Consider the following 20,910-nt stretch of genomic DNA (forward strand, 5'->3'; position numbering starts at 1 on the left):
CGACCATGGCGGCAGCAGCCCGCCCGGAGCGTGTGCTGAGAGGGCTCGCGGTGCGCCAGGTGCGCCGTGGTGCCCTGGTCGTGACCGCTGTGTGCGCGGGCATGTCCGCCCTGGTGGTTGTCGGCTACCGCAGCGAGGCACTGGATCCGGCGGCGGTGGCGGCGCTGGCCCGCAACCCGGCGATCCGCACCCTGTTCGGCGAACCGGTCGCGCTCGACAATGCGGGCGGGTTCACGGTGTGGCGTACAGGCACCGTCCTGGCGGTCCTGCTCGGAGTGTGGGCGATGCTGGCCGCCACCCGGATCACCCGCGGGGAGGAGGACGCCGGCCGGTGGAGTCTGTTGCTGTCCGGCCGCATCACCCTCGCCGAGGCGGTCCGCCAGCACCTCGGTGTGCTGGCCGTCGTTCCGGTCCTCGTTGGAGCGGCGACCGCAGCGGCGATGATCGCTGCGGGCGTGGACACCGCGGGTTCGTTGTTGCACGGCACCGGCCTCGCCGCCGTCGGGCTCTCCTTCGTCGCCGTCGGGGGCGTCAGCGCGCAGCTGTTCGTCAGCCGTTCGGCGGCCAACGGTGCCGCAGCCGCCGTCCTGGTCGTGGGGCTCCTCACGCGGATGGTCGGCGACGGTGTGCCCGCGCTGGCCTGGCTTCGGTGGCTGTCCCCGTTCGGCCTCTTGGCGTTGACCCGCCCGTTCGACAGCAATCGAGGGTTGCCGGTGTTGGTGCTGGCGTTCGCTGCGGTGCTGCTGCTGGCGTTCGCCGGTCGGCTTGCGGCGCGGCGTGACGTCGGCGCGGCGATTCTTGCGACGCGCGGCAGTCGGCCGGCGCGTACCGCGTTGCTCGGTTCGGTGCCCGCCTTCGCAGTACGGCGCACCATGCGACCGCTGGCCGCATGGTCAGCCGGGACCTGCGCGTACTTCCTGCTCCTGGGCCTGATCGCCCGGTCCATGACCGAATTCCTTACCGGCAACCCCGATTTCGCGGCCATGGCGGCCCAGGCCGGCTTCCCGGCACTCGGCACGGTCGAGGGCTACGCGGCCACCCTGTACGCGCTGCTGGCCGTCCCGGCCGGGGTGTTCGTCGCCGTGCGGCTCGCCGCCACCGCCGCAGACGAGAACGCCCGGCGTCTCACCCTGCTGCTGGCCGCACCGGTGACCCGGGCACGGCAGATGGCCGCCGAAGCGGCCGTCGCTGGTTGCGCCGCGCTGGTCCTGATCACTGTGGCGGGCGTCGCCATGTGGGCCGGCACGGCCACTGTCGATGCCGGCCTTGGGGCCGGTGACGCGCTCGTCGGCGCCTGGAACGTCGTGCCGGTCGTGCTGCTCTGTCTGGGAGCTGCCGTCCTGGCGCTCGGATGGACACCGCGCGCTGTCGCGGCGATCGGCGCCCTCCCGGCCGCTGGCGGGTTCCTGTGGCAGGTCCTCGCCGACAGCATCGACGCGCCCCCCTGGATCCGGGCGCTGTCCCCGTTCGCGCACCTGGCCGCGGTCCCGGCCACCGCACCGGCATGGCCGTCAGCGTTGGGGATGGTCGGCATCGCCGCAGCAGGAGTGGTCGCCGGCACGATCGGCTACCGTCGGCGTGACCTCTATGCCTGAGCGGGGTAGCCGTCGCAGCAGCCGCGATCGGCTGCCCGGGAGCCACCGAGCTTGACCAGAATCGCCGTGGTGGCGCGGCGAAGGCGGCACGGTCTCCGTCAGTGCTCACTGGCGCGGCTATCCTTGATCGAGTACGACCTGTATGCATATGTCCGCTAACTGAGGAGGGACCGTGCCCGATCAGATCGACCTCGCCCGCCTGCGGGACGTGCTCGACGGACCGTGGGCCGCAGTCCGCAACGCGCACCGGGAGCACCTCGACGCGCGTTTCCTCCCGGTGTACGGCGAGACCGGTGACCAGGCACGGGAGCGGATCACCCGACTGCTCGGCGAACTCCCCGCCGAACTGGGCATGGCCTCTGCCTTCCCCACCGAGTACGGCGGCAGCTCCGACGTCGGCGGCTCGATCATCGCCAGTGAGATGCTGGCGCAGGTCGACCTGTCGCTGATGGTCAAGGCGGGCGTGCAGTGGGGCCTGTTCGGCGGTGCTGTCCAAGCCCTCGGCACCCGGCGGCACCACGACGCCTATCTGCGGGACATTGTCTCCGGCACTGTCTTCGGCTGCTTCGCGATGACCGAGACCGGGCACGGCTCCGACGTGCAGCAGCTGCGCACCACCTGCACGTACGACCCGCGGACGCAGACTTTCGACCTGCACACCCCGCACGAGGCGGCCCGCAAGGACTACATCGGCAACGCCGCCCGGGACGGGCGGATGGCGGTGGTCTTCGCGCAGCTGATCACGAACGGTCAGCGGCACGGCGTACACGCGTGGTTGGTGCCGATCCGCGACGAGCGGGGCAACCCGCTGCCCGGCGTGAGCATCGGCGACGCCGGGGCCAAGGCCGGCCTGCTCGGCGTTGACAACGGGCGGCTCACCTTCGAGCACGTACAGGTGCCGAGGGACATGCTTCTGGACCGCTACGGTCAGGTCGCTCAGGACGGGACGTACTCCAGCCCGATCGAGAACGACTCCCGGCGCTTCTTCACCATGCTCGGCACCCTGGTCCGCGGCCGGGTGAGCGTGGGTGGCGCGGCGTCGGCGGCCACGAAGTCGGCGCTGACCATCGCGGTGCGCTACGGCGACATCCGCCGTCAGTTCGGCACCCCCGACGCGGAACGGGAGGTGCTGCTCAACGACTATCTGGCCCACCAACGCAAGCTGCTGCCAGCCCTGGCCACCACGTACGCGCTGCACTTCGCCCAGACCGAGCTGGTCGCCGCGCTCAGCGAGGTGCAGGGCGGCGACGGGCCGGTCGACGAGCATCGGCAACGGGAGCTGGAATCCCGGGCTGCCGGCCTCAAGGCCGCGCAGACCTGGCACGCGACCCGCACCATCCAGATGTGCCGCGAGGCGTGCGGCGGCGCCGGTTACCTGGCCGAGAACCGCCTACCCAGCCTCAAGGCCGATACCGACGTCTTCACCACCTTCGAGGGCGACAACACGGTGCTGCTCCAACTGGTGGCCAAGGGGCTGCTCACCGGCCACCGGGACGCTTTCGGCTCGCTGGACGGCTGGGGCCGGGCTTCCTTCGTCGCCGAGCAGGTCCGCGAGATGGTGCTCGAACGCACCGCGGCGCGGTCGCTCATCGAGCGGCTGATCAGCGCCGTGCCGGGTCGTGACGAGGAGGTCGCCGTCACCGACCGCGGTTGGCAGCTCAAGGTTTTCGAGGACCGCGAGAGGCACCTTCTCGACGGGGCGGTCCGCCGCCTGCGCAACGGCGCGGCCACGAAGAAGGACCGGCCCTTCGACATCTTCAACGACGTCCAGGACCACGTCCTGACCGTCGCCGCCGCGCACATCGACCGGGTCACCCTGGAGGCGTTCGTCGCCGGCATCGAAGACACCCCCGACCCGGCGGTCCGGGCGCTGCTCTCGCGGCTCTGTGACCTGTACGCGCTCAGCGTCATCGAGGCCAACAAGGGGTGGTTCCTGGAGCACGGCCGGCTCACACCGGCCCGCGCCAAGGCCATCACGGCCGTGGTCAACGGTCTACTCAAGGAGCTACGCCCGCACCTGCGCACGCTCGTGGACGGTTTCGCCATCCCGGACGCCTGGCTGCACTGCGCCATCCTCAGAGAGGAACCCCAGCGGCAGGAGAGCATGGCCACCCACGACGCCGCCGACGATCCCCAGGTGGTACCGGCGTAGGAGGAAGAGTCCTGCGGCGCTGACGTCTGGGCGGAAGGCTTTCAGAAGCTGGTGACGGCCCACCCGGGTTGTCGGCGCGGTTCGTGGTGCCGGTACGCGCCGCCCGACAGGTCAAGGACCAGGTCACCCGACGAGTGCTGGACCGCTTCGCGGAGAACGGCATCAGGGTGGCGTCGGTGACGCAGAGCATCACCATTCACCCACCGCAGCCGTTGGGAACCGTGGCCGTTCCGACCAAGGGCCGTTGACGGTCTCCTCGTCGGCGGAGATGTACCGAGCGATTCTCGTCTCGGCGCGCCACAGACGAGTATGTCGCCCTCGCCGGACTCGCGGCCCTCAGCCGCGCCCTGGTGGGGATCACCGCTCGAACCCTGGCGATTCTGGATGTCGAGGTCACTCTCTCGCAGTACCGAACACTGGTCATCCTCGCCTCCCGTGGTCCGCTACGCACGGTGGACCTGGCCGCCGCGCTGCACGTGCACCCGTCCACGGCGACGAGGACCTGTGACCGCCTGGTACGCCGGGACCTGGTGGCCCGGCAGCAGCAGTCGTCGGACCGGCGGGTGGCCCTGCTGACTCTCACCGAGGCCGGCAAGGCGCTGGTGGGCGACGTCATGCGGCACCGAACCCAGGAGATCCGGCGCCTGGTGCGAACTGTCGGCACGGAGCCCCGGACGACCGCCGAGCTGATCAACTCGTTGGTGGTCGCGGCCGGCGAGCCCACGGAAGAACAGTGGTGGCGCCATTGGGAACAGATCACTCGGTAGTTCCTGGCGCTTCAGGGCTTGCCGCCGCTGCCCGACCTCAGGGCGCTCCGCAGCCGGAAGGCTGAGGGCAGCCGGTCCGACTTTCCGTCATCAGACCGGCCCACCCTCATTAGCGGCCGCCGGCATGTGCCGGGCCGCGGAAACCCGCCGGCAGCGGTATCCATCCGACCGGCTCTTCACCGCTCCAACGGCCGCAGCCGGTTGTTGACGTCGTGCACTCCCGGAACGCTCCAGGCGCGGGCGTGGGCCTCCGTGCGCACGTCGGCGCACGTAACCACGCCGTCCAGGATGACCACGCGGTTCTGCACCTCGATGCAGATGCGTTCGTGACGCAACCGGGGATCCCGCTGCATGCTGTCCAGCAGCCGGCAGGCCAACCGGGCATCCTCGGAGGCTGGCTGGAACTGGACCAGCGGTGGAAGGTCGTCGGGCAGGAACCAGGGGACGTAGGTCATGATGTTCCCTCACAGATGCCTCGGTTTCGGCGGGACGTGTTCGGCCGCTGAAATACCGGCCGCTCGGGGGTGGCCGCAACTCAGCGTCGGGTCGGGGGCACCGGGTACGGCGCAGCCACCCCACGCGGGCTGAAGAACGGCGCGTAGCCGTAGTACCAGTACACGTCCTCGTAGTAGCCGGTCTCCTCGACAACCTCCGGGTCGTACGTCGGGGCCTGCTCGACCTTCTCCCGGGTGAGATCGACCCGCACTGTGTCGTCGGTGACCTCGCTGACCGCCTCGACGGGGAGGAAGGTGGCAGTGGCGCCGATGCCGAGAATTCCCCCGTGCTCGACACGCAGGAACCGCACCTTGTGCTCCTCGCGATCGATCAGCAGGTCGTCGACCTTGCCCAGGTCGTCACCGTCGGCGTCGAGGACGCGCCGACCGCGCACGTCCTGCTCGGCATCCGCGATCGTCTGCCCGGAGTCACCGAGCTTGACCAGAATCGCCGTCGTGTCGCGTGGCACGAGCTGCTCCTTCCGTAGCGTCTGATCCTTATGCGCTACCCAAACCACGGCCGGGACTAGACGACGAACCGATGACGGTTGCTGCCCACTTTCGTGACGGCTGAATGCCCGTCCGTCACTGACCCGTCGGGCGGAGAGGACGAGGAGGCCCCACCGATCCGGCGGGGCCTCCTCGTCTCAGGTGGGTCAGGAAAGCGTGTTCAGGTAGTCGGGATTGGCCTTCAGCCACTCCTCGACGGCCTTCTCCTCGTCGCCCTTGTGGGTGTTGAACATCAGGTCTTCCAGGGACGCGAGCTGCTCACCGTCCATCTTGAACTTCTTCAGCATCGCGGTGACCTCGGGGAAGTCGCCGCCGAAGCCGGTGCGGGCGAGAGTGTTGATCTGCTCGGCCTGGCCGAGGGTGCCCTTCGGATCGGCGAGGTCCTTCAACTCGTACTTGGCGTAGGCCCAGTGCGGATGCCAGAGGGTCACCACGATCGGCTTCTTGTCGGCGATCGCGCCGTCCAAGGCCGCCAGCATCGCCGGCGTGGATGAGGTCTTCAGCTTCAGCTTGCCGTCCAGGCCGTACTCGGGGATGACCTTCTCCTGGGTGGCCTTGGTCAGACCTGCGCCCGGCTCGATGCCGATCAGCTGCCCGTCGAAGCTGCCGGCCTTGTCGGCCAGGTCGGCCAGCGAGTCGACACCCTCGACGTAGGCCGGCACCGCGATGCTCAGGCTGGCGTCGTCGTACCAGACGCCGAGCTTTTCCAGCTTGTCGCCGTACTTCTCCAGATAGGAGGCGTGCGTCTGGGGTAGCCAGCTGTCCAGGAACAGGTCGATGTCGCCGTTGGCGAGACCGCCGTAGACGAGACCGGCCTCCAGGTTCTTGAGTTCGACCTCGTAGCCCTTGTCCTGCAGGATGTCCTGCCACAGGTGGGACGCGGCGATCGCCTCGTCCCAGGCCATGTAACCGATGGTGATCTTCTTGCCGTTGTCGGACGCGTCGTCCTGGTCGCCGCAGGCGGCAGCGGCGCCGAGGGCCAGGGCGGCGGTCACCGTGAGCGCGAGGGCACGCTTCAGTGTCGTGAACAAAAGGGTTGTCCTTCCTCTTTCGGGTATGCCGGCGGGCTCCCGCGTACGCGGGAGAGGGATTGCCGGCGGAGAGCGAGGGGTCAGGCGGCCTGCCGCGCGAGGCGTTGCGCCCGGGCGGACGGGAGACGGTCGCCCGCCGAGTCGGTGAGGCGGTCGAGTACCACGGCGAGGATCACGACGGCGATCCCACCCTCGAAGCCGCTGCCCACCTCGACCTGCGACAACGCGAACATGATCACGTCGCCGAGGCCACCAGCGCCCACCATGCCGGCGATCACCACCATGGACAGGGCCAGCATGATGACCTGGTTGACGCCGGTCATGATCGTGGGCAGTGCCAGCGGCAGCTTCGTCCGCAGCAGCACCATCCACGGTGGCGCGCCGAAGGACTCGGCGGCCTGGACGATTTCCTTGTCGACCTGACGCAGACCGAGCTCGGTCAGGCGTACGCCGGGCGGCATGCTGAAGACCAGGGTGGCCAGCACGCCCGGCACGGTGCCGATGCCGAAGAAGAAGATCGCCGGAATGAGGTAGACGAACGCGGGCATGGTCTGCATCAGGTCCAGCACCGGCCGGGCCACCGCTGAGGCCCGCTTGTTCTCAGCGACCAGCACGCCCAGCGGGATGGCCATCAGCAACGCCAGGGTGCTGGCGACGAGCACCTGCGCGAGCGTGCTCATGGTCTCCTCCCAGTACGGCATTCCGGCCACCAGGCCGAGGCCGATCGCGGTGCCGAGGGCGAACTTCCAACCGCGCAGCCACCAGCCGAGCCCGGCGAGCACCAGTACGACCACCACCGCCGGTACGCCGGTGAGCAGGTCGTTGAGCGGTCGCACCAGCGCCTCGACGACGGTGGCGACACCGTCGAAGAACGGGCCGAGGGCGCCGGTTGCCCAGTCGACGGCGGACTCGGTCCAGGTGCCCAACGGCACCCGGGGCAGCCAACTGTCGAGCGGCGACTGCGTCAGACTCATGTCGGCTCTCCCTCCGTTGCGACCAGTTCCGCCTGGTCCTGGTCCTGCGTCGGCTCGCTCGAGGTCGCGGCGGCCAGCGCACTGAGCAGGGTGATCCGGGGGATCACCCCGATCAGCCGGTCGCGCTCGTCGAGAACGGCCACCGGGTGTTGACTCTCCGCGCAGTCGCCGAAGAGGTCGGCCACCGAGGTGTCCGCGGTGACCGTGCGGACCCGCTGGGTCGATACGTAACCGTCGAGGTGGGGGCGGCCCTCGCGGAGCGCCCGCAACACCTCGTCCTCGGTGACCGTGCCGAGGAACCGCTTCATCGGACCGGTCACGTAGACCACCGAGGTTTGGCTTTCCCGCAGCGCCTTCGCGGCGACCCGGGGACCGGCGTTGACGTCCAGCACCTGCTGCGGCTTCTCCATGACCGACGCGGCGGTGAGGATCCGGGTCCGATCGACGTCGGCGACGAACTGCGCCACGTAGTCGTTGGCCGGGTCGGTGAGGATCTCCTCGGCGGTGCCGATCTGGACGATCCGCCCGTCCCGCATCACGGCGATCCGATCGCCGAGCCGCATGGCCTCGTTGAGGTCGTGGGTGATGAAGATGATCGTCTTGCCCAGTTCGGCCTGAAGGTCCAGAAGTTGGTCCTGAATTTCCCGGCGGATGAGCGGGTCCAGTGCCGAGAATGCCTCGTCCATCAGCAGGATCTCGGTGCCGGCAGCGAGCGCGCGGGCCAGCCCGACCCGCTGCCGCATGCCGCCGGAAAGGTCGTGCGGCAGGTTGTCCGCCCACTCCGTCAGGCCCACCATGCGCAGCGCGTCCATGGCCCGCTCACGTCGCTCGGCCTTGGGCAGCCCGGCGACCTCCAGCGCGTACCCGGCGTTCTCCAGCACCGTCCGGTGCGGCATGAGCGCGAAGTGCTGGAACACCATGCTGATCTTCTCGCGGCGCAGCTTGCGCAGCGCCGCCGGCTTGAGCGTGGTCAGTTCGACCCCATCGACCCGCACGCTGCCCCTGGTGGGCTGCAGCAGGCCGTTGAGCATCCGGATCAGGGTCGACTTTCCGGAACCGGAGAGGCCCATGACGACGAAGATCTCGCCTGGGCGTACCTCGAAATTCGCGTCGATCACGGCGGCCGTGGCCGACAGCCCGGCCAGTGCCTCGCCGCGGGGCCTCCCGTCCCCCAGACGTCTTACCGCTTCGTCAGCTCGACTGCCGAATATCTTGTAGAGCGACTGCACTGTGAGCGCGGACACGACCCCCCTTTCGAGACGGAAACCGGTTGGCGTATCGCGCCATGGGCGCCCTCTTCGCGTCTCATCGTCGATATCAACATCGATCACATTCAGCGGGTCACATAGGCCCGGCGGCGAAACCTACCGACGTCATCGCGACAAATCCAGTCGGCACCGCGGGTTGTGGATATGCACACAAAAATTTTCACGCACCGGCACCTGATTGGCCCTCGGCAGATGTTGCGCGATCCATCGCCCAACACCCGCGGACCGCCCGGCTTCCACCCGACCTGCACCGATCGTCCTGCTGGAGCGCGCCTCACCAGCGTTTCGGCGCCTAATCGCAGAGCAGTTCCAGAATTTGACGAGGTTGACAAAGAACTGTCATACAACCGTCATATTCCATCGCGGTACGATCGCGTAGTCTCATCTGCGGGATAGCGCTGCGGCTCCCGCTCGCGGCTCAAGGCTCGCAGAAATAGCCTTCATTCAGGCAACGCCCAACGCATCAGGCCGAGCGAACGGGCAGACGTTGGATCACGTGGTTGGTGCGCCCTCTCACCACGGTCTCCCTCGGTGACTTACTGGGGCGTCGGTATTCTTGTATTGCGCGCACGGCCTGCGTCCATTGCCCTCGACTGAGGGGCGACCGGCAGTAGCGGTGGCAGAACCTGCACTGCACCAGAACAAGATCATCTTCCAGCGGACAAAGACGTGGGAGTCCACCGACCCTGACCGGGACGCCAAGCTCGCCCGAACTGAGTACGTGAGCAGCCGCTTCCCGCAGCGAGTGTTCGCGTTCGTTGAGTTCGGGCCCCTGGTGATCCGGCCGCAGGCCGGTGATGGTTGCGGAGTTCATCGTCCGCGATGCGGATCTGACCGGCGGGACCCCGCTCGTACTGTCGACAGGTCCCTCCGCGCCGGCTCCACCGCAGTTGGTCACCGTGGTCCGGATGCGCACGCGTCATCAGCGCCGCCGAGCAGATGCAAGCCGGCAATGACCTCACCTCATGGGGTGACCGCGCCAGAGTTGTCCTCGGCCAGCTCGGCGAACCAACGGCGATCGCGGCGGAACACCTCGCGGACCGTGAGCCCGGCGGTAGAGGCCACCCCGGTGACCGCCATGGTGTCGAGCCGGGCCCACCGGAACGGTGGCCCGAGGCGAGAACCACCGCCGGCGGCCTGAAGGGCCAGTTGGGCCTGACCGCGCCACAGTCCCGGGCCTGGTGCTTCGAGTTCGACGAGCACGGTGCCGCCGGGGCGCAGCAGGTCGTGGCACCGGCCGAGGAGGGTGACGGGGTCACCGCCGATGCCGATGTTCCCGTCGATCAGTAGCGCGTGCGCCCAACGCCCTTCTGCGGGCAGTGGGGCGAAGACGTCTCTCTGGAGGGCGATTGCGCCTCGGGCCCGGGTCAACCGAACCGCTTGCGCGGAGATGTCGACTCCGACGGCGGTCAGTCCTGCCCGGGTGAGTGCCAGTGTGAGCCGGCCTGGACCGCAGCCAAGGTCGAGCGTCGGGCCGATGCATCGGGCGACGAGTGCGGCCACCGCCGGTTCGGCCGGGCCGTGCCACCGGCGTACCGGCAGGCGGCTGCGCCAACCGTTGTCGCAGTGCACCAGCCAGTGGTCGTCGGTGCGGCGCCGCAACGCGCTGCCGAATGCCTCGGTCGGTCTGGCCCGGATGCTGCGGCTCACCGTGGGATCCCGGGCGTCAGGCTGCGCTGAACCGCCGCGACCTGGCGGGCGAAGCGGCTGCCGGTACCGTGCCGCGCCGGGCGGGCCTCCGGGTGGGCCGCTTTCTGGCCCCCGGACCGCCCGGGCAAGACCGTCACGGCCCGACCAGGACGACCGTCGGCAAGCCCAGGACGACCGTCGGCAATCACGTCGGTCGACCATGTCGGCGCATCGCTGGAAGTCGACGCGGCCACCGCCAGTGCGTCGGCCCACTCGTCGACGTCTTGAAGCAGGGGTAAGGGATCTACCCGCAAACCCGCATTGCGTAAGGCCACGATGGTGTGGTGTCCGGTCAGTGCGGTGGACATCGGCACGGCGCGAAGCACGGCAGCGTGCCGGGGGTTGTGCAGGCCCAGGGCCCACCACCCGCCGTCGATGGCAGGGCCGAGTACGGCGTCAGTCAGGGTGAGGCGGTGGGCGGCCGCATCGAGCTGCGCCGACGTCAGCTGTGGCGTGTCCATGCCGATCTGGAGCACAGGTCGACCCGGGTAGGCGTCCGCCACGTCGGCGTGGGCGTTGGCGAGACGATCGCCGAGGTCGGTGCCGCGCTGCGGCAGGATCTGCCAGCCGGCAATCGCCGCGGTCAGCTCGGCGGATTCTTCGGCGTCGGCCAGCCGACCGTGCAGGGCGAGGACGGGTGTGACGCCGGGCGTGGCGCGTACGGTGTCCAGACTGTCCAGCAGTGCCGCGGCGGCGATCCGGGCCGCCTGCAGGTGGCTGGCCGGTGGGCAGAGACGGGTCTTCACCGCCCCGGGCACGGGTGCCTTCGCCATCACCAGCAGGACTGTCACCGCGATCGCTCCACAGTGCGCAGGACCCCGGCGAAGTCCCGGGTCGCGCGGAGCGTGCCGCGTACCGAGCCGGAGACCTTCGACCGGGTGCCGGCGGCGCGGTGCGAGTACCGCACGTCGAGTTCCCGGATCCGCCAGCCTGCGGCGGCGGCGCGGATGAGTAGTTCCAACGGGTATCCGAAGGCGCGGTCGGTGACTCCGAGGCCGAGCAGCGCTTCGCGGCGGGCCACCCGAATCGGGCTGAGGTCGCGCAGCGGTATGCCCCGGTGCCGCAGCAGCGCCGCGACCAGCGCGGTGCCGGCCCGGGCATGCCACGGCCAGACACCGGCGGCGACGGGCCGACGACGACCGACCACCAGATCGGCCGACCCGTTGGCCACCGGCGCGACCAGTGCCGGGAGTTCGGTGGGATCGAAGGAGCCGTCGGCGTCGAGCACACAGACCAGTGCGCCCTGCGCCGCCTCAAGGCCGGTGTGTACGGCCGCGCCGTAGCCCCGACGCGCTTCGTGGACGACCCGGGCGCCGTGCCGGGCCGCGACCTCCGCTGAGCCGTCCCGGGAGCCGTTGTCCACCACGATCGCCCGGTAGCCGGGTGGCAGGGCGGTCAGGACGCCGGGTAGCGCCGCGGCTTCGTCGAGACACGGCAGTACCACGTCGATCGGTGATGGCATACCGGAAACGCTAGGACGCCAAGCCGCCCTGGATGGGCGAAATCAGACCATCAGCGTCCATGCCAGCGTCGCTCCCTCATCGAACGGTGATGTCCGGCCCGTTCCCGCACCACCGGGCCGGTGATGGCCGTACCGTCCGGTCGTCATGAGAGTGCTCGCGCCCCTGCGCCGGGGACCGGACGTGCCCGCCCGGCGTGTCGACGCCGACCTCGTGGTGCTCGGCGTCGAGGTGGCGTTGGTCGCCGCCGCGGTGGCGGTGGGCGTGCTGCTCAACGCGCGCGGAGTCGGTCTGCACGCCGACGCCGCGCCGCTCTACGCCACCTGGCGTCCGCACCTGGGTTGGGGTACCCCGGCCGCGCTGTTGGTCGCCGCCGTGGTGCTCGGCTGGGGCATCCGGTGGGCCCGGACCGCCGGGTGGGGCCGGCTGCTGGTCGCCGCCTACCTCGCGGCGGTCGCGTGGACGATGTCGTTGGCGCTGGTGGACGGCTGGTCGGCCGGTTTCACCCGGCGACTCACCCCGCAGGCCGAATATTTGCACGAGGTGCCCCGAGTCGCCGACATCACGACCATGCTGGCCGGCTTCAGTGCCCGGATCCTCGATTTTCAGCCGAACGCGTGGTCCACCCACACCGCCGGCCATCCACCGGGTGCGCTGCTGCTCTTCGTCGGATTGGACCGGATCGGCCTCGGCGGCCCCACCGTCGCCGCCCTGGCATGCGTGCTGGTCGGGACGACGGTGACCGTGTCGGTGCCGGTGACGCTGCGGGCCCTCGGCGCGGAAGAAGCCGCCCGCCAGGTGCTGCCGTTCCTGGTGTTGCTGCCCGGCGCGATCTGGGTGGGAGTCTCGGCCGACGGCATCTTCGCCGGTGTGGTCGCGGCAGGGCTGGCCCTGCTGGTGGTGCGGGGACTGGCCGCCGCCGCGGTCGGGGGCCTGTTGCTCGGCTTCGCCCTCTACCTGTCGTACGGCCTCGTACTGGTCGGCGTCCTCGCCCTGGCGGTGGTGGCACTGCGACCGCGAGACCGGTGGCCGGCGATGCTCGCCGCACTGGCCGGCGCCGGTGCGGTGGTTGCCACCTTCACGTTGGCCGGTTTCTGGTGGCTGGACGGCTACCACCTGGTGGTTGAGCGGTATCACCAGGGCTGGGCGGCGGATCGCCCGTACGGCTACTGGGTGTGGGCGAACATGTCGGCGCTTCTGCTCTGTGCGGGCCCGGCGCTCGGGCCCGCACTGCGCAGGACCGCGCTCGCGTCGGCCGGTCCGGCGCGCAGCGTAGCGATGCGATGGCGTGGGCCGGACCGAGCCGGGATGAGTGCCTGGCTTGACGCCCTGCGGGGAGCCGGGCCGACGGTGCTGCTGCCGCTGGCCGCCGTGCTGGCGGTCGTCGCGGCTGATCTGTCCGGGCTGAGCAAGGCGGAGGTGGAACGGATCTGGTTACCGTTCGTGGTCTGGCTGCTGGTGGCCGCCGCCCACCTGCCGCCGGCTGCCCAACGGTTGTGGCTGGCTGGGCAGGTGGTCACCGCTCTGGCGGTCAGTCACCTGCTGTGGACGGTGTCCTGATCCGCCGGCGGCAGTGCGACGATCTCAGGCGGTGAGGGTGGCCGGTTCCCGTAGCGGATCGGTGGCGAAGGCGGCCACCCCCTCGGCGAACCCGACCCGGGCGGTGTAGCCGAGCAGCTTCGCCGCCCGCCGGGGATCGGCGACCACGTGTCGGACGTCGGCCGCCCGGCCACCACCGACGATCTGCGGCACCGGCCCGGCCATCGCCTCAGCGAGGGCAACAGCCAGCTCACCCACCGTGTGCGGCTCGCCTGAGCAGACGTTGACCGGCACGAGGCCCCGCGGTGGCGAGGCGGTCAACGCCAGCAGGTTGGCCCTGGCGACGTCGGTGACGTGGACGAAGTCGCGGCGCTGCCGGCCGTCCTCCAACACCCTCGGCGGCAGACCCTCCGCCAGTGCGGACCGAAAGATCGAGGCCACCCCCGCGTACGGGGTGTCCCGGGGCATCCGAGGGCCGTAGACGTTGTGGTAGCGCAGCGCCCAGACGCTCCCGCCGGTCTGTCGCGCCCACGCGGCGGCCAGGTGTTCCTGGGCAAGCTTGGTGGCCGCGTACGTGCTTCGCGGCTCAAGGGGCGCGTCCTCGGGCACCAGAGCTGGCGAGAGGGTGCCCGCACAGTCCGGGCAGGTTGGCTCGTACCGGCCGGCGGCCAGATCGGCGACGCTACGGGAGGCGGGCCGCACGGTGCCGTGCGCCGCGCAGACGTACCGACCCTCGCCGTAGACGACCATCGAGCTGGCCAGCACCAGCCGGGTCACACCGGCCCGGTGCATCGCGGCGAGCAGCACCACGGTGGCGTAGTCGTTGTGGCTGACGTAGTCGGGGGCGTCGGACGGATCCAGTCCGTGTCCCACCATCGCCGCCTGGTGACACACCACGTCCACTCCGGGAAGAAGCCGGTCCAGCAGCGGGGCGTCCCGGACGTCACCGACCACCGGGGCGTGCCGCCGGGACCACTCGGGGATTTCCCGGCCGTGTGCCTGAGGCAGCAACGCGTCGAGCGCCACCAGGTCGTGGCCCTCGGCGACGAGCAGGTCGGCGATCTGCGATCCGATGAAGCCGGCCGCGCCGGTGAGCAGTACGCGCATCCCGGTGACCGTAGACCGCACTCGGCCGGGGTGGGGTCGAATCACCCCCCTGCCAGGCGATCGGTATCCCGGTATGCGCCAACTTCGGCGCCCACGGCGTCTAGCGTCGCGGGATATGGGTGTGACGGACCGGCAGACGGGTTTCCCCCAGCGGTGGTGGAGGGCCCTTGAGCGGCATCCCCCACCGATCCCCGGTCTGCGCGGAGACCGCTGGCGCAGCCCGCTGCGGGGTCCATGGCTGACCGCCGTCTACGGCGCCGTGCTCCTCGTCGGGCTGCCGCTGGTGATCATCACCGGGCTGCTCGACTACGCCGCCTACGGCCCCCAGTTCGATCAGGCCCTACCCCGCGAGGTGGGCTGGTTACGGCTGCCACCGTTCGACTGGCCGACTCGGCCGTCCTGGCTGTTCCGGGTCACCCAGGGGCTGCACGTGACGCTCGGCATCATCCTGATCCCCGTGGTGCTGGCGAAGCTCTGGTCGGTGATCCCGAAGCTCTTCATCTGGCCACCGGCCCGCTCGCTGGCCCAGGTGCTGGAGCGGCTGTCCCTGCTGCTGCTGGTCGGCGGGATCCTCTTCGAGATCGCAACCGGTCTGCTCAACATCCAGTACGCGTACCTGTTCGGCTTCGACTTCTACACCGCGCACTACTTCGGCGCCTGGGTCTTCATCGCAGCGTTCGTGGCACATGTGACGCTGAAGCTGCCCCGGCTGGTCAGCGCACTCCGATCCCGGCCGGCCCTGCGGGACCCCCGCCGATCGGGGCAGCGCGAGCCACGTCGGGCCGAGCTGCGTACCCCGCTGACCGCGACCCGGCCCGAGCCACCCGATCCGGACGACCTGGTGGCCACCGCACCCGGCGCACCGACAATGAGCCGACGCGGCGCGATAGCCCTGGTCGGTGGTTTGTCGCTGCTGCTCGGCGCCCTCACGATCGGGCAGAGCCTCGACGGTCGCTGGCGTCGCACCGCACTGCTGCTACCGCGCGGACGTGAGCCCGGCACCGGACCGAACGGCTTTCCGATCAACCGCACCGCCGCCGCGGCAGGTATTGGGCCAGACGAGACCGGGCAACGGTGGCGGTTGACGGTGCGGGGCGGCGGCCGTCTCGTCACCCTCGACCGTCTCCGCCTGCTGGCCATGGGCCAGCACACCGCCCGCCTGCCGATCGCCTGCGTGGAGGGGTGGTCGACGCGACAAACCTGGTCAGGTGTACGACTGCGCGACCTCGCCGCCCTGGTCGGTGTGGACGATCCGGCGTCGGCGCAGGTGCGGTCGCTGGAGAAGGCCGGGTTGTTCAACCAGGCGATCCTCCAGGCCAACCAGGTGCTCGACGCCGACTCTCTGCTCGCTCTGCGGGTCAACGGCGCCGATCTCTCGGCCGACCACGGCTTTCCCGCCCGGGTGATCGTTCCGGCTCTGCCCGGCGTGCACTGCACGAAATGGGTCGCCGACATCACCTTCCGGACCGGCGCCGATGGCTGAGCCTCTCCCCCGATTCCGGGCGGCCTACGGATCGTCCCCACAGCACCTCGTCGCCATGATCGCCTGCTTCACCCTCACCGGCTGGGTAGCACTGCGAATCGCCGAAGAGGCCACGGCCGGCCGGATGCTGCTCTGGTTCGTCGGCGCGGCCGTCGCCCACGACCTCATCCTCTTTCCGATCTACGCGTCGGCCGACCGGGTGCTGCGCGGTGCGCTCCGGCGCTCCGGCCACGCCGCTACGGACGGTCAGTCGCCCGCTGCACACCACCCGCTGCCTCGCCGAGCCGGGCACACGCCATCCCGACCATCCCCGCTGAACCACATCCGGGTACCGGCACTCGCCACCGGGCTGCTGTTCCTGGTCTACCTTCCCGGCATCCTGCGGCGGGGCCGGGAGACCTATCTCGCGGCCACCGGTCAGGACCAGCATCCGTACCTGGCCCGCTGGCTGGCAATCACCGCCACGCTGTTCCTGGTCAGCGGCGTCTGGTACCTCGTGCGGCAGATCCGCTGGCGACGGGTCGACGGTTCGGCGCGTTGAACAGGTGACTCCCCGTCGCTGACCCAGGAAGGCACGAGCATGACGAGGTCCGCGGAACTGTCCCGGGCCGAAGTGGGGGTGATCGGTGGCAGTGCCTTGGCGTCGAGGCCGAAGACCGCAGGCAGGCGCACCAAGTCAGTGACCAGGTCCCCACTCCCCCGCAGGGACGGACGACGGATCATCTGCTACGGTATCCGGGTTGCAGTTTTGATTTCCGTAGACGTTTTCCAGCGCCTGATGGGTATCCGAAACCCACCCAGGCGCTTTTCGTTTTTCGTGTCGTTTCGACGCGGGTGATCAACGCGGCGGCGTGAGGGTCCGCACAGTGCGGTCTCCAACAGCCTGCGAGGAGCAGACATGACTACAGGTACCGTGAAGTGGTTCAACGCCGACAAGGGCTTCGGCTTCATCAGCCCGGACGACGGCGGCGCCGACGTCTTCGCCCACTTCTCCGCGATCTCGGCGAGCGGCTTCCGCAGCCTTGACGAGAACCAGAAGGTGGAGTTCGACGTCACCCAGGGCCAGAAGGGCCCGCAGGCGGAGAACATCCGCCCGCTCTGATCCACGCTCCGCGAACGGCGGCCCGGCTGATTCAGCTGGGCCGCCGTTCGGCGTTTCATGCGCTCGCCACGTCATCTCAGAATCGCTGATCGGCAGGCGTCCGGCCATCCCGGTGTAGCGAGTGGGTGGCGCAAACGAGCGCCGCAGCCCCGACGCTGCCGGTGGCCGAAATGGATCGGCTACTCACCAGCCTTCCTTCCCGCCTCTGGTGTCGCGGCGTCGCCTTCTGCTCTTCCGTATGTCTCATCCGCTACCGCTGCCAGTGCTGACGGGCTGGTCGCGGCGAGGCCGTCCAACGCGTGTCGCCACGGGGAGGAGCTCAGGCATTGCGCGACCAGCCGACGCGCCCACTGTGGAGGCACCGCCTGTGCCAGTGCGGTGAGCACCCGCCCTTGGAGGGCGGGGCCGTCGATCTCGGGTACCAGTTCCTCGGCCTCCCGATGCGCACCGGCGGAAACCGAGGCCATTCCGGCCAGGAAGAGTGCCCTACTGCGACTGTGACGGCTTGGTAGGGCACGGCCCGACTCCGCAGCCTCGGTGAGAAGGAGGCGCGCCCGAGTGCGGTCCCCGCAGGCCATGAAGGCCTCGCCGACCTCAATGAGGCAGTCGACGCGATCCCTCGGGTCGGAGAGCCTTCGGCCTTCGGCTTCGGCCTCGACGAGCAGCAGGGCAGCCCGTTCCGGGTGCCCGCAGGCCGCGAAACCCTCAGCGACGAGCGTCAGTCGCCAGACGCGGCGACCGATGTCCTTCAGTCCCCGGGCCTCCGTCTCGCACTGGACGAGGATGGACGTTCCACGCGTGTGCTGCCCTTGGGTGCCTAGTTCCCTGCCCACCCGGTCGAGCGCTGGATTGCCGTACTCTCCCGGAAACTCAATCGACAGTGCCAGCGACTCGGCCTGCTTCCCCGCGCCAGCGGTTGCCAGCGCGACGGCGATGTCGTTGAGCTCGTATGCGCGGTGGGTTGGGTCGGTGAGCGCGGCGGCTATCTCCGCCGCCTCCTGCAGGACCGGAAGAGCGCGTGACCGGTCGGTGCCGGTGGCCGCCGATTGCCCTACTGCCGTGAGAATCCGGACGCGCCACAGCGGATCGGTCAGCCCGCGGGCCACGGCCTCGGCTCGGCCCGGCGCCCCTGCGCTGACCAGTGCTCCGCCCAGTCGGTGCCCTGCTCGTTCCGCGTGAGGATTAGCAATCTGTGCCCCAATGAGGACTTCGGCCTGACCGAGCAATGAAAGGGCCCGGTCTCGCCGTCCGGCCTTTGCCAGGGCGTCTGCCAGGTCGATCAGCTGCCAGGCATCGCGCAGCGGATCGACCGTGTCGTGCGCCAGCGCCTCAATCTCAACGGCCAGGGAAAACGCTTCGGGGTGTCGCCCTTCGACGGTCAGCGCCTTTGCCACCGAGCCGAGAGCAGCCACCCGGTGGTAGGCGTCGCCGATGGAACGGGCCAATGCTTCAGCTTGCGCTGTCTTGCCGAGTCTTGCTAGATCCTTACTGACGAAGGCGAGTAGCTGGTCCTTCTCTCTGATGTCGCGGGCGATGTCCTCGGCCCGCTCGGTGAAACCGGCGGCAGACAGGACAATCCCTATCCGCAGCAGGGTGGAGTCCGGCTCACTCTCTTCCTCTGCCGCCGCCGACCGTGCGACGGCTTCGGCTTTGGCGAGCAGGTCGCCGACTCGTCCGCGTTGCTCCGGGCGGTCCCGCAGGACCCAGGCGACGTGGAGAGGAAAGGCTGACTCAGAGAGAAGCTCTCCGTCCCCGACCAACGTCCGGGTCTGGGTCTGTGGCCACCCCTGATGGGCGTGCTCTGTGTCCTTCAGCGCGTGGAGCACCCGTTCCGCGCGGGCGAGGACGTCGACTCGTCGCCATTCCTCGGCAAACGACAGCTCGTTGCGGGCCAGCTCGATGGCCGCCCACACTGCCGTCCCCGCTCGGTCCAGGTTGCCGGTCTCCTGCCATCCCTCGGCCACGGTCACCAGCGCCTCCGACTGTTCGGAGGGGACGACCAGGGCGGCCGCCTGGGCCTCCGCCTCCCGCAGTGCGGCTTCAGCTCCCTGGTGTCCGACCGGCCACCAGGCCCGTCCCACGTCGACAAGGCCCCGAACGCGATCCTGCGGGTCGCGTTCAGCACGTGCGTTCTCGGCCGCTTCCGCGAGCACAGCCTCGGCATCTTCCTGTGCGCCAGTACCGGCCAGCGCCTGCGCCGCTGCAATGAGCGCCTCGGCGCGCTGGCGCGGTTGAGACAGGCTCCGGGCCAGTGCCTCGGCCCGCCGAGGCTGCCCCAGCTCAACCCACACCGCCGGCAGACTGGCCGGGACGCATTCGTTGCGTTCGTGCAGCGCGTCGCGCCGTACGGCCAATCGGAACAGAGCCGTGAGATCCGGTGTATTCGCCTCGGACAGGGTGTGCTGGACCGAGCGGATCTCGGTCAGAGCCGCCGAGTCGCCGCCAGTCAGGTCCCGCATCCGATCATGGCGAGCGGAATCGGCGGCAAGGACGGCCATCCGGGACACATCCCCGGTGGAGAGCAACAGCGAGAAGTAGCCACGCAGGAGGTATTCCGGGGTTCCCGGCGCCCATCGCGCGGCAGCATATGCGTCTGCCCACGTGTGGATCCGATCCCGGTAGACGCTCAGTATCTTCGGCCCGAGCATCCGGACCGCGTGTTCGCGAAGTTCCTCGTGTCCCAGGACGAAGACCACAGGGAGTTCGCCCGGCCGGGAGTGGCTCTCCCGCGGGCGGAAGGTGCGCCCGGCCCTGCTGCGCAGTATCTCCTCCACCTCGTAAGGGTTCAGGTCCGTGAGCTCGGCCAGCTCCGCGGTGCCGAGGCCGCCGCCCGAGGCGGTGAGCAGACTGAGCAGTTCACGCTCAGGCCCCGAACTCGCCAAGAGGTGCTTCAGTTCGCGCTGTGCCTCCGTCCGGATCACCTGCGCGAAGGCAGAGCGGTCCAGGGGGCGAACGATGTCGGGGTCGCGCAGGGGATGGTGTGCCGGTACGTCCGCAGGTATTGGTGGATGGGGTCTGCCGGCCACTATCACCCGCAGCCCGGCAGGCGGTCGGGCGGGCAGAAGTGCGGCGATACTGTAGGCGTCCGGTCCGGTGGTCACGCCGCGGTCCTCGTCCAGACCGTCGACCAGCAGCACCAGACGCTCACCCCGCCGCTGACATCGGTGAGCCGCGTCGTTCAGCAGCCGCAGGAGGTGCGTTTCGCGGGTCGAGGCGGTCAGGAACGGGGCCGGACCCTCGCGGAGCAGTTCGCCAAGCTGTTCCAGGACGACGTCGGTGAAGGCGACCCTGTCGTTTTGTGCGGCAAACCGGGCCGTGACGAAGAACGGGACAACCCGCACTCCAGGGGGTGGGTGCAGAGCGAACCAGGACATCAGCGCGGTCTTCCCCGCCCACGCTCCGGCCTGCCACCAGATGTAGGGATCGCCTGCGTCGGCGGTGCAGAACGCGGCCAGTTCCCTGAGTTCCGCCTCGCGGCCGACCAGCACCTCCGGGACGATCCGCCTGATCTGCTCGCCGTACCCGGAACGCGGTACCGGCTGTATACCGACCTGTACGTCCCCGTAGACGATGCCGCTGTTGGCCACCGCCCCGGTCTGCGCCTGCGCCCCGCCGGTGCCGGACACTTTCACGGGCCCTGCCTGGCCTCTTCGTCCACCCGCCGCGGACTGCTCGTCTCGGGGCAGCATGCCTCGCTCCTTGTGATGCGTCACGGCGTTGCTCCATCCGCCGAGCCAGC

At 69.8% G+C, this 20,910-nt stretch carries 16 protein-coding genes and 3 pseudogenes; 9 read left to right on the forward strand and 10 right to left on the reverse strand.

All coding sequences use genetic code 11. From position 1 onward, the window contains the following. Nucleotides 1-5 precede the first annotated feature (5 nt). From AB0K35_RS04015 to AB0K35_RS04030, 4 genes and pseudogenes are all read left to right on the forward strand, one after another. Nucleotides 6-1,595, forward strand: a complete 1,590-nt coding sequence (locus AB0K35_RS04015) for a hypothetical protein (protein ID WP_363883604.1) — start codon at nt 6-8, stop codon at nt 1,593-1,595. A 172-nt stretch (nt 1,596-1,767) separates the two neighbouring features. Beyond that, nucleotides 1,768-3,747 carry an acyl-CoA dehydrogenase gene (locus AB0K35_RS04020; protein ID WP_363883606.1) on the forward strand — a complete coding sequence of 660 codons (1,980 nt, stop codon included), beginning with the start codon at nt 1,768-1,770 and terminating at the stop codon, nt 3,745-3,747. A gap of 86 nt (nt 3,748-3,833) precedes the next feature. Further along, a complete protein-coding gene (locus AB0K35_RS04025; protein WP_363883608.1) occupies nt 3,834-3,995 on the forward strand; it encodes a hypothetical protein in 162 nt (53 codons plus the stop codon). 78 nt (nt 3,996-4,073) lie between these two features. Further along, nucleotides 4,074-4,514 (forward strand): annotated as a pseudogene (locus tag AB0K35_RS04030) (MarR family transcriptional regulator); the annotation flags it as partial. 176 nt (nt 4,515-4,690) lie between these two features. Here AB0K35_RS04030 and AB0K35_RS04035 read toward each other — a convergent pair. From AB0K35_RS04035 to AB0K35_RS04055, 5 genes are all read right to left on the reverse strand, one after another. Further along, the gene (locus AB0K35_RS04035) at nt 4,691-4,969 is read right to left on the reverse strand and encodes a BON domain-containing protein (protein ID WP_363883610.1); all 279 of its coding nucleotides are present in this window, start codon (nt 4,967-4,969) and stop codon (nt 4,691-4,693) included. A gap of 80 nt (nt 4,970-5,049) precedes the next feature. Next, entirely contained in the window at nt 5,050-5,478 is a 429-nt protein-coding gene (locus AB0K35_RS04040; RefSeq protein ID WP_363883612.1) for a PRC-barrel domain-containing protein, read from the reverse strand. Nucleotides 5,479-5,664: 186 nt separating this feature from the next. Next, complete coding sequence (locus AB0K35_RS04045) at nt 5,665-6,549, reverse strand: glycine betaine ABC transporter substrate-binding protein (protein ID WP_238668081.1); 885 nt, start codon at nt 6,547-6,549, stop codon at nt 5,665-5,667. Between the two features lie 80 nt (nt 6,550-6,629). Next, the gene (locus AB0K35_RS04050; protein WP_238668082.1) at nt 6,630-7,523 is read right to left on the reverse strand and encodes an ABC transporter permease subunit; all 894 of its coding nucleotides are present in this window, start codon (nt 7,521-7,523) and stop codon (nt 6,630-6,632) included. After that, on the reverse strand, nt 7,520-8,767 hold the full coding sequence (locus AB0K35_RS04055; RefSeq protein ID WP_363883615.1) for a glycine betaine/L-proline ABC transporter ATP-binding protein: 1,248 nt from the start codon (nt 8,765-8,767) through the stop codon (nt 7,520-7,522). Before AB0K35_RS04055 ends, AB0K35_RS04050 begins: the two co-directional genes overlap by 4 nt. 664 nt (nt 8,768-9,431) lie before the next feature. On the opposite strand from AB0K35_RS04055, the pseudogene AB0K35_RS04060 reads away from it, so the two are divergent. Then, a pseudogene (locus AB0K35_RS04060) lies at nt 9,432-9,578 on the forward strand (IS630 family transposase); the annotation flags it as partial. A gap of 176 nt (nt 9,579-9,754) precedes the next feature. Here AB0K35_RS04060 and AB0K35_RS04065 read toward each other — a convergent pair. From AB0K35_RS04065 to AB0K35_RS04075, 3 genes and pseudogenes are all read right to left on the reverse strand, one after another. After that, the gene (locus AB0K35_RS04065; RefSeq protein WP_363883776.1) at nt 9,755-10,393 is read right to left on the reverse strand and encodes a class I SAM-dependent methyltransferase; all 639 of its coding nucleotides are present in this window, start codon (nt 10,391-10,393) and stop codon (nt 9,755-9,757) included. A 275-nt stretch (nt 10,394-10,668) separates the two neighbouring features. Beyond that, nucleotides 10,669-11,271, reverse strand: a pseudogene (locus AB0K35_RS04070) (TIGR04282 family arsenosugar biosynthesis glycosyltransferase); the annotation flags it as partial. Continuing rightward, nucleotides 11,268-11,942, reverse strand: a complete 675-nt coding sequence (locus AB0K35_RS04075) for a glycosyltransferase family 2 protein (protein WP_363883617.1) — start codon at nt 11,940-11,942, stop codon at nt 11,268-11,270. The pseudogene AB0K35_RS04070 and the gene AB0K35_RS04075, both read right to left, overlap by 4 nt. A 145-nt stretch (nt 11,943-12,087) precedes the next feature. On the opposite strand from AB0K35_RS04075, the gene AB0K35_RS04080 reads away from it, so the two are divergent. Next, nucleotides 12,088-13,500 carry a hypothetical protein gene (locus AB0K35_RS04080; RefSeq protein ID WP_363883619.1) on the forward strand — a complete coding sequence of 471 codons (1,413 nt, stop codon included), beginning with the start codon at nt 12,088-12,090 and terminating at the stop codon, nt 13,498-13,500. 24 nt (nt 13,501-13,524) lie between these two features. Here the strand turns inward: AB0K35_RS04080 and AB0K35_RS04085 are convergent, their stop codons facing one another. After that, nucleotides 13,525-14,586: an NAD-dependent epimerase/dehydratase family protein gene (locus tag AB0K35_RS04085; protein WP_363883621.1), complete on the reverse strand. Its 1,062-nt coding sequence runs from the start codon at nt 14,584-14,586 to the stop codon at nt 13,525-13,527. Between the two features lie 115 nt (nt 14,587-14,701). Here AB0K35_RS04085 and AB0K35_RS04090 point away from each other — a divergent pair, with 115 nt between their 5' ends. The 3 genes from AB0K35_RS04090 (at nt 14,702) to AB0K35_RS04100 (ending at nt 17,171) form a co-directional block, all read left to right on the forward strand. Next, the gene (locus AB0K35_RS04090; protein ID WP_363883623.1) at nt 14,702-16,069 is read left to right on the forward strand and encodes a molybdopterin-dependent oxidoreductase; all 1,368 of its coding nucleotides are present in this window, start codon (nt 14,702-14,704) and stop codon (nt 16,067-16,069) included. Beyond that, nucleotides 16,062-16,610: a hypothetical protein gene (locus AB0K35_RS04095; RefSeq protein WP_363883625.1), complete on the forward strand. Its 549-nt coding sequence runs from the start codon at nt 16,062-16,064 to the stop codon at nt 16,608-16,610. Before AB0K35_RS04090 ends, AB0K35_RS04095 begins: the two co-directional genes overlap by 8 nt. Before the next feature lie 357 nt (nt 16,611-16,967). Further along, nucleotides 16,968-17,171, forward strand: a complete 204-nt coding sequence (locus AB0K35_RS04100) for a cold-shock protein (RefSeq protein WP_043326981.1) — start codon at nt 16,968-16,970, stop codon at nt 17,169-17,171. 179 nt (nt 17,172-17,350) lie between these two features. On the opposite strand, the gene AB0K35_RS04105 is transcribed toward AB0K35_RS04100, so the two are convergent. Continuing rightward, nucleotides 17,351-20,860, reverse strand: coding sequence for a hypothetical protein (locus AB0K35_RS04105; RefSeq protein WP_363883627.1), 3,510 nt, complete (start codon nt 20,858-20,860; stop codon nt 17,351-17,353). Nucleotides 20,861-20,910: the final 50 nt, after the last annotated feature.

This window comes from Micromonospora sp. NPDC053740, assembly GCF_040677775.1.
GTDB lineage: Bacteria > Actinomycetota > Actinomycetes > Mycobacteriales > Micromonosporaceae > Micromonospora > Micromonospora alfalfae.

What these genes read in the sequence shown, in the direction of transcription:
- AB0K35_RS04105 (WP_363883627.1), bottom strand. Translation starts at nt 20,860, where the DNA reads ATGCTGCCCCGAGACGAGCAGTCCGCGGCGGGTGGACGAAGAGGCCAG.
- AB0K35_RS04035 (WP_363883610.1), bottom strand. Translation starts at nt 4,969, where the DNA reads ATGACCTACGTCCCCTGGTTCCTGCCCGACGACCTTCCACCGCTGGTC.
- AB0K35_RS04085 (WP_363883621.1), bottom strand. Translation starts at nt 14,586, where the DNA reads ATGCGCGTACTGCTCACCGGCGCGGCCGGCTTCATCGGATCGCAGATC.
- AB0K35_RS04090 (WP_363883623.1), top strand. Translation starts at nt 14,702, where the DNA reads ATGGGTGTGACGGACCGGCAGACGGGTTTCCCCCAGCGGTGGTGGAGG.
- AB0K35_RS04075 (WP_363883617.1), bottom strand. Translation starts at nt 11,942, where the DNA reads ATGCCATCACCGATCGACGTGGTACTGCCGTGTCTCGACGAAGCCGCG.
- AB0K35_RS04050 (WP_238668082.1), bottom strand. Translation starts at nt 7,523, where the DNA reads ATGAGTCTGACGCAGTCGCCGCTCGACAGTTGGCTGCCCCGGGTGCCG.
- AB0K35_RS04080 (WP_363883619.1), top strand. Translation starts at nt 12,088, where the DNA reads ATGAGAGTGCTCGCGCCCCTGCGCCGGGGACCGGACGTGCCCGCCCGG.
- AB0K35_RS04095 (WP_363883625.1), top strand. Translation starts at nt 16,062, where the DNA reads ATGGCTGAGCCTCTCCCCCGATTCCGGGCGGCCTACGGATCGTCCCCA.
- AB0K35_RS04015 (WP_363883604.1), top strand. Translation starts at nt 6, where the DNA reads ATGGCGGCAGCAGCCCGCCCGGAGCGTGTGCTGAGAGGGCTCGCGGTG.
- AB0K35_RS04100 (WP_043326981.1), top strand. Translation starts at nt 16,968, where the DNA reads ATGACTACAGGTACCGTGAAGTGGTTCAACGCCGACAAGGGCTTCGGC.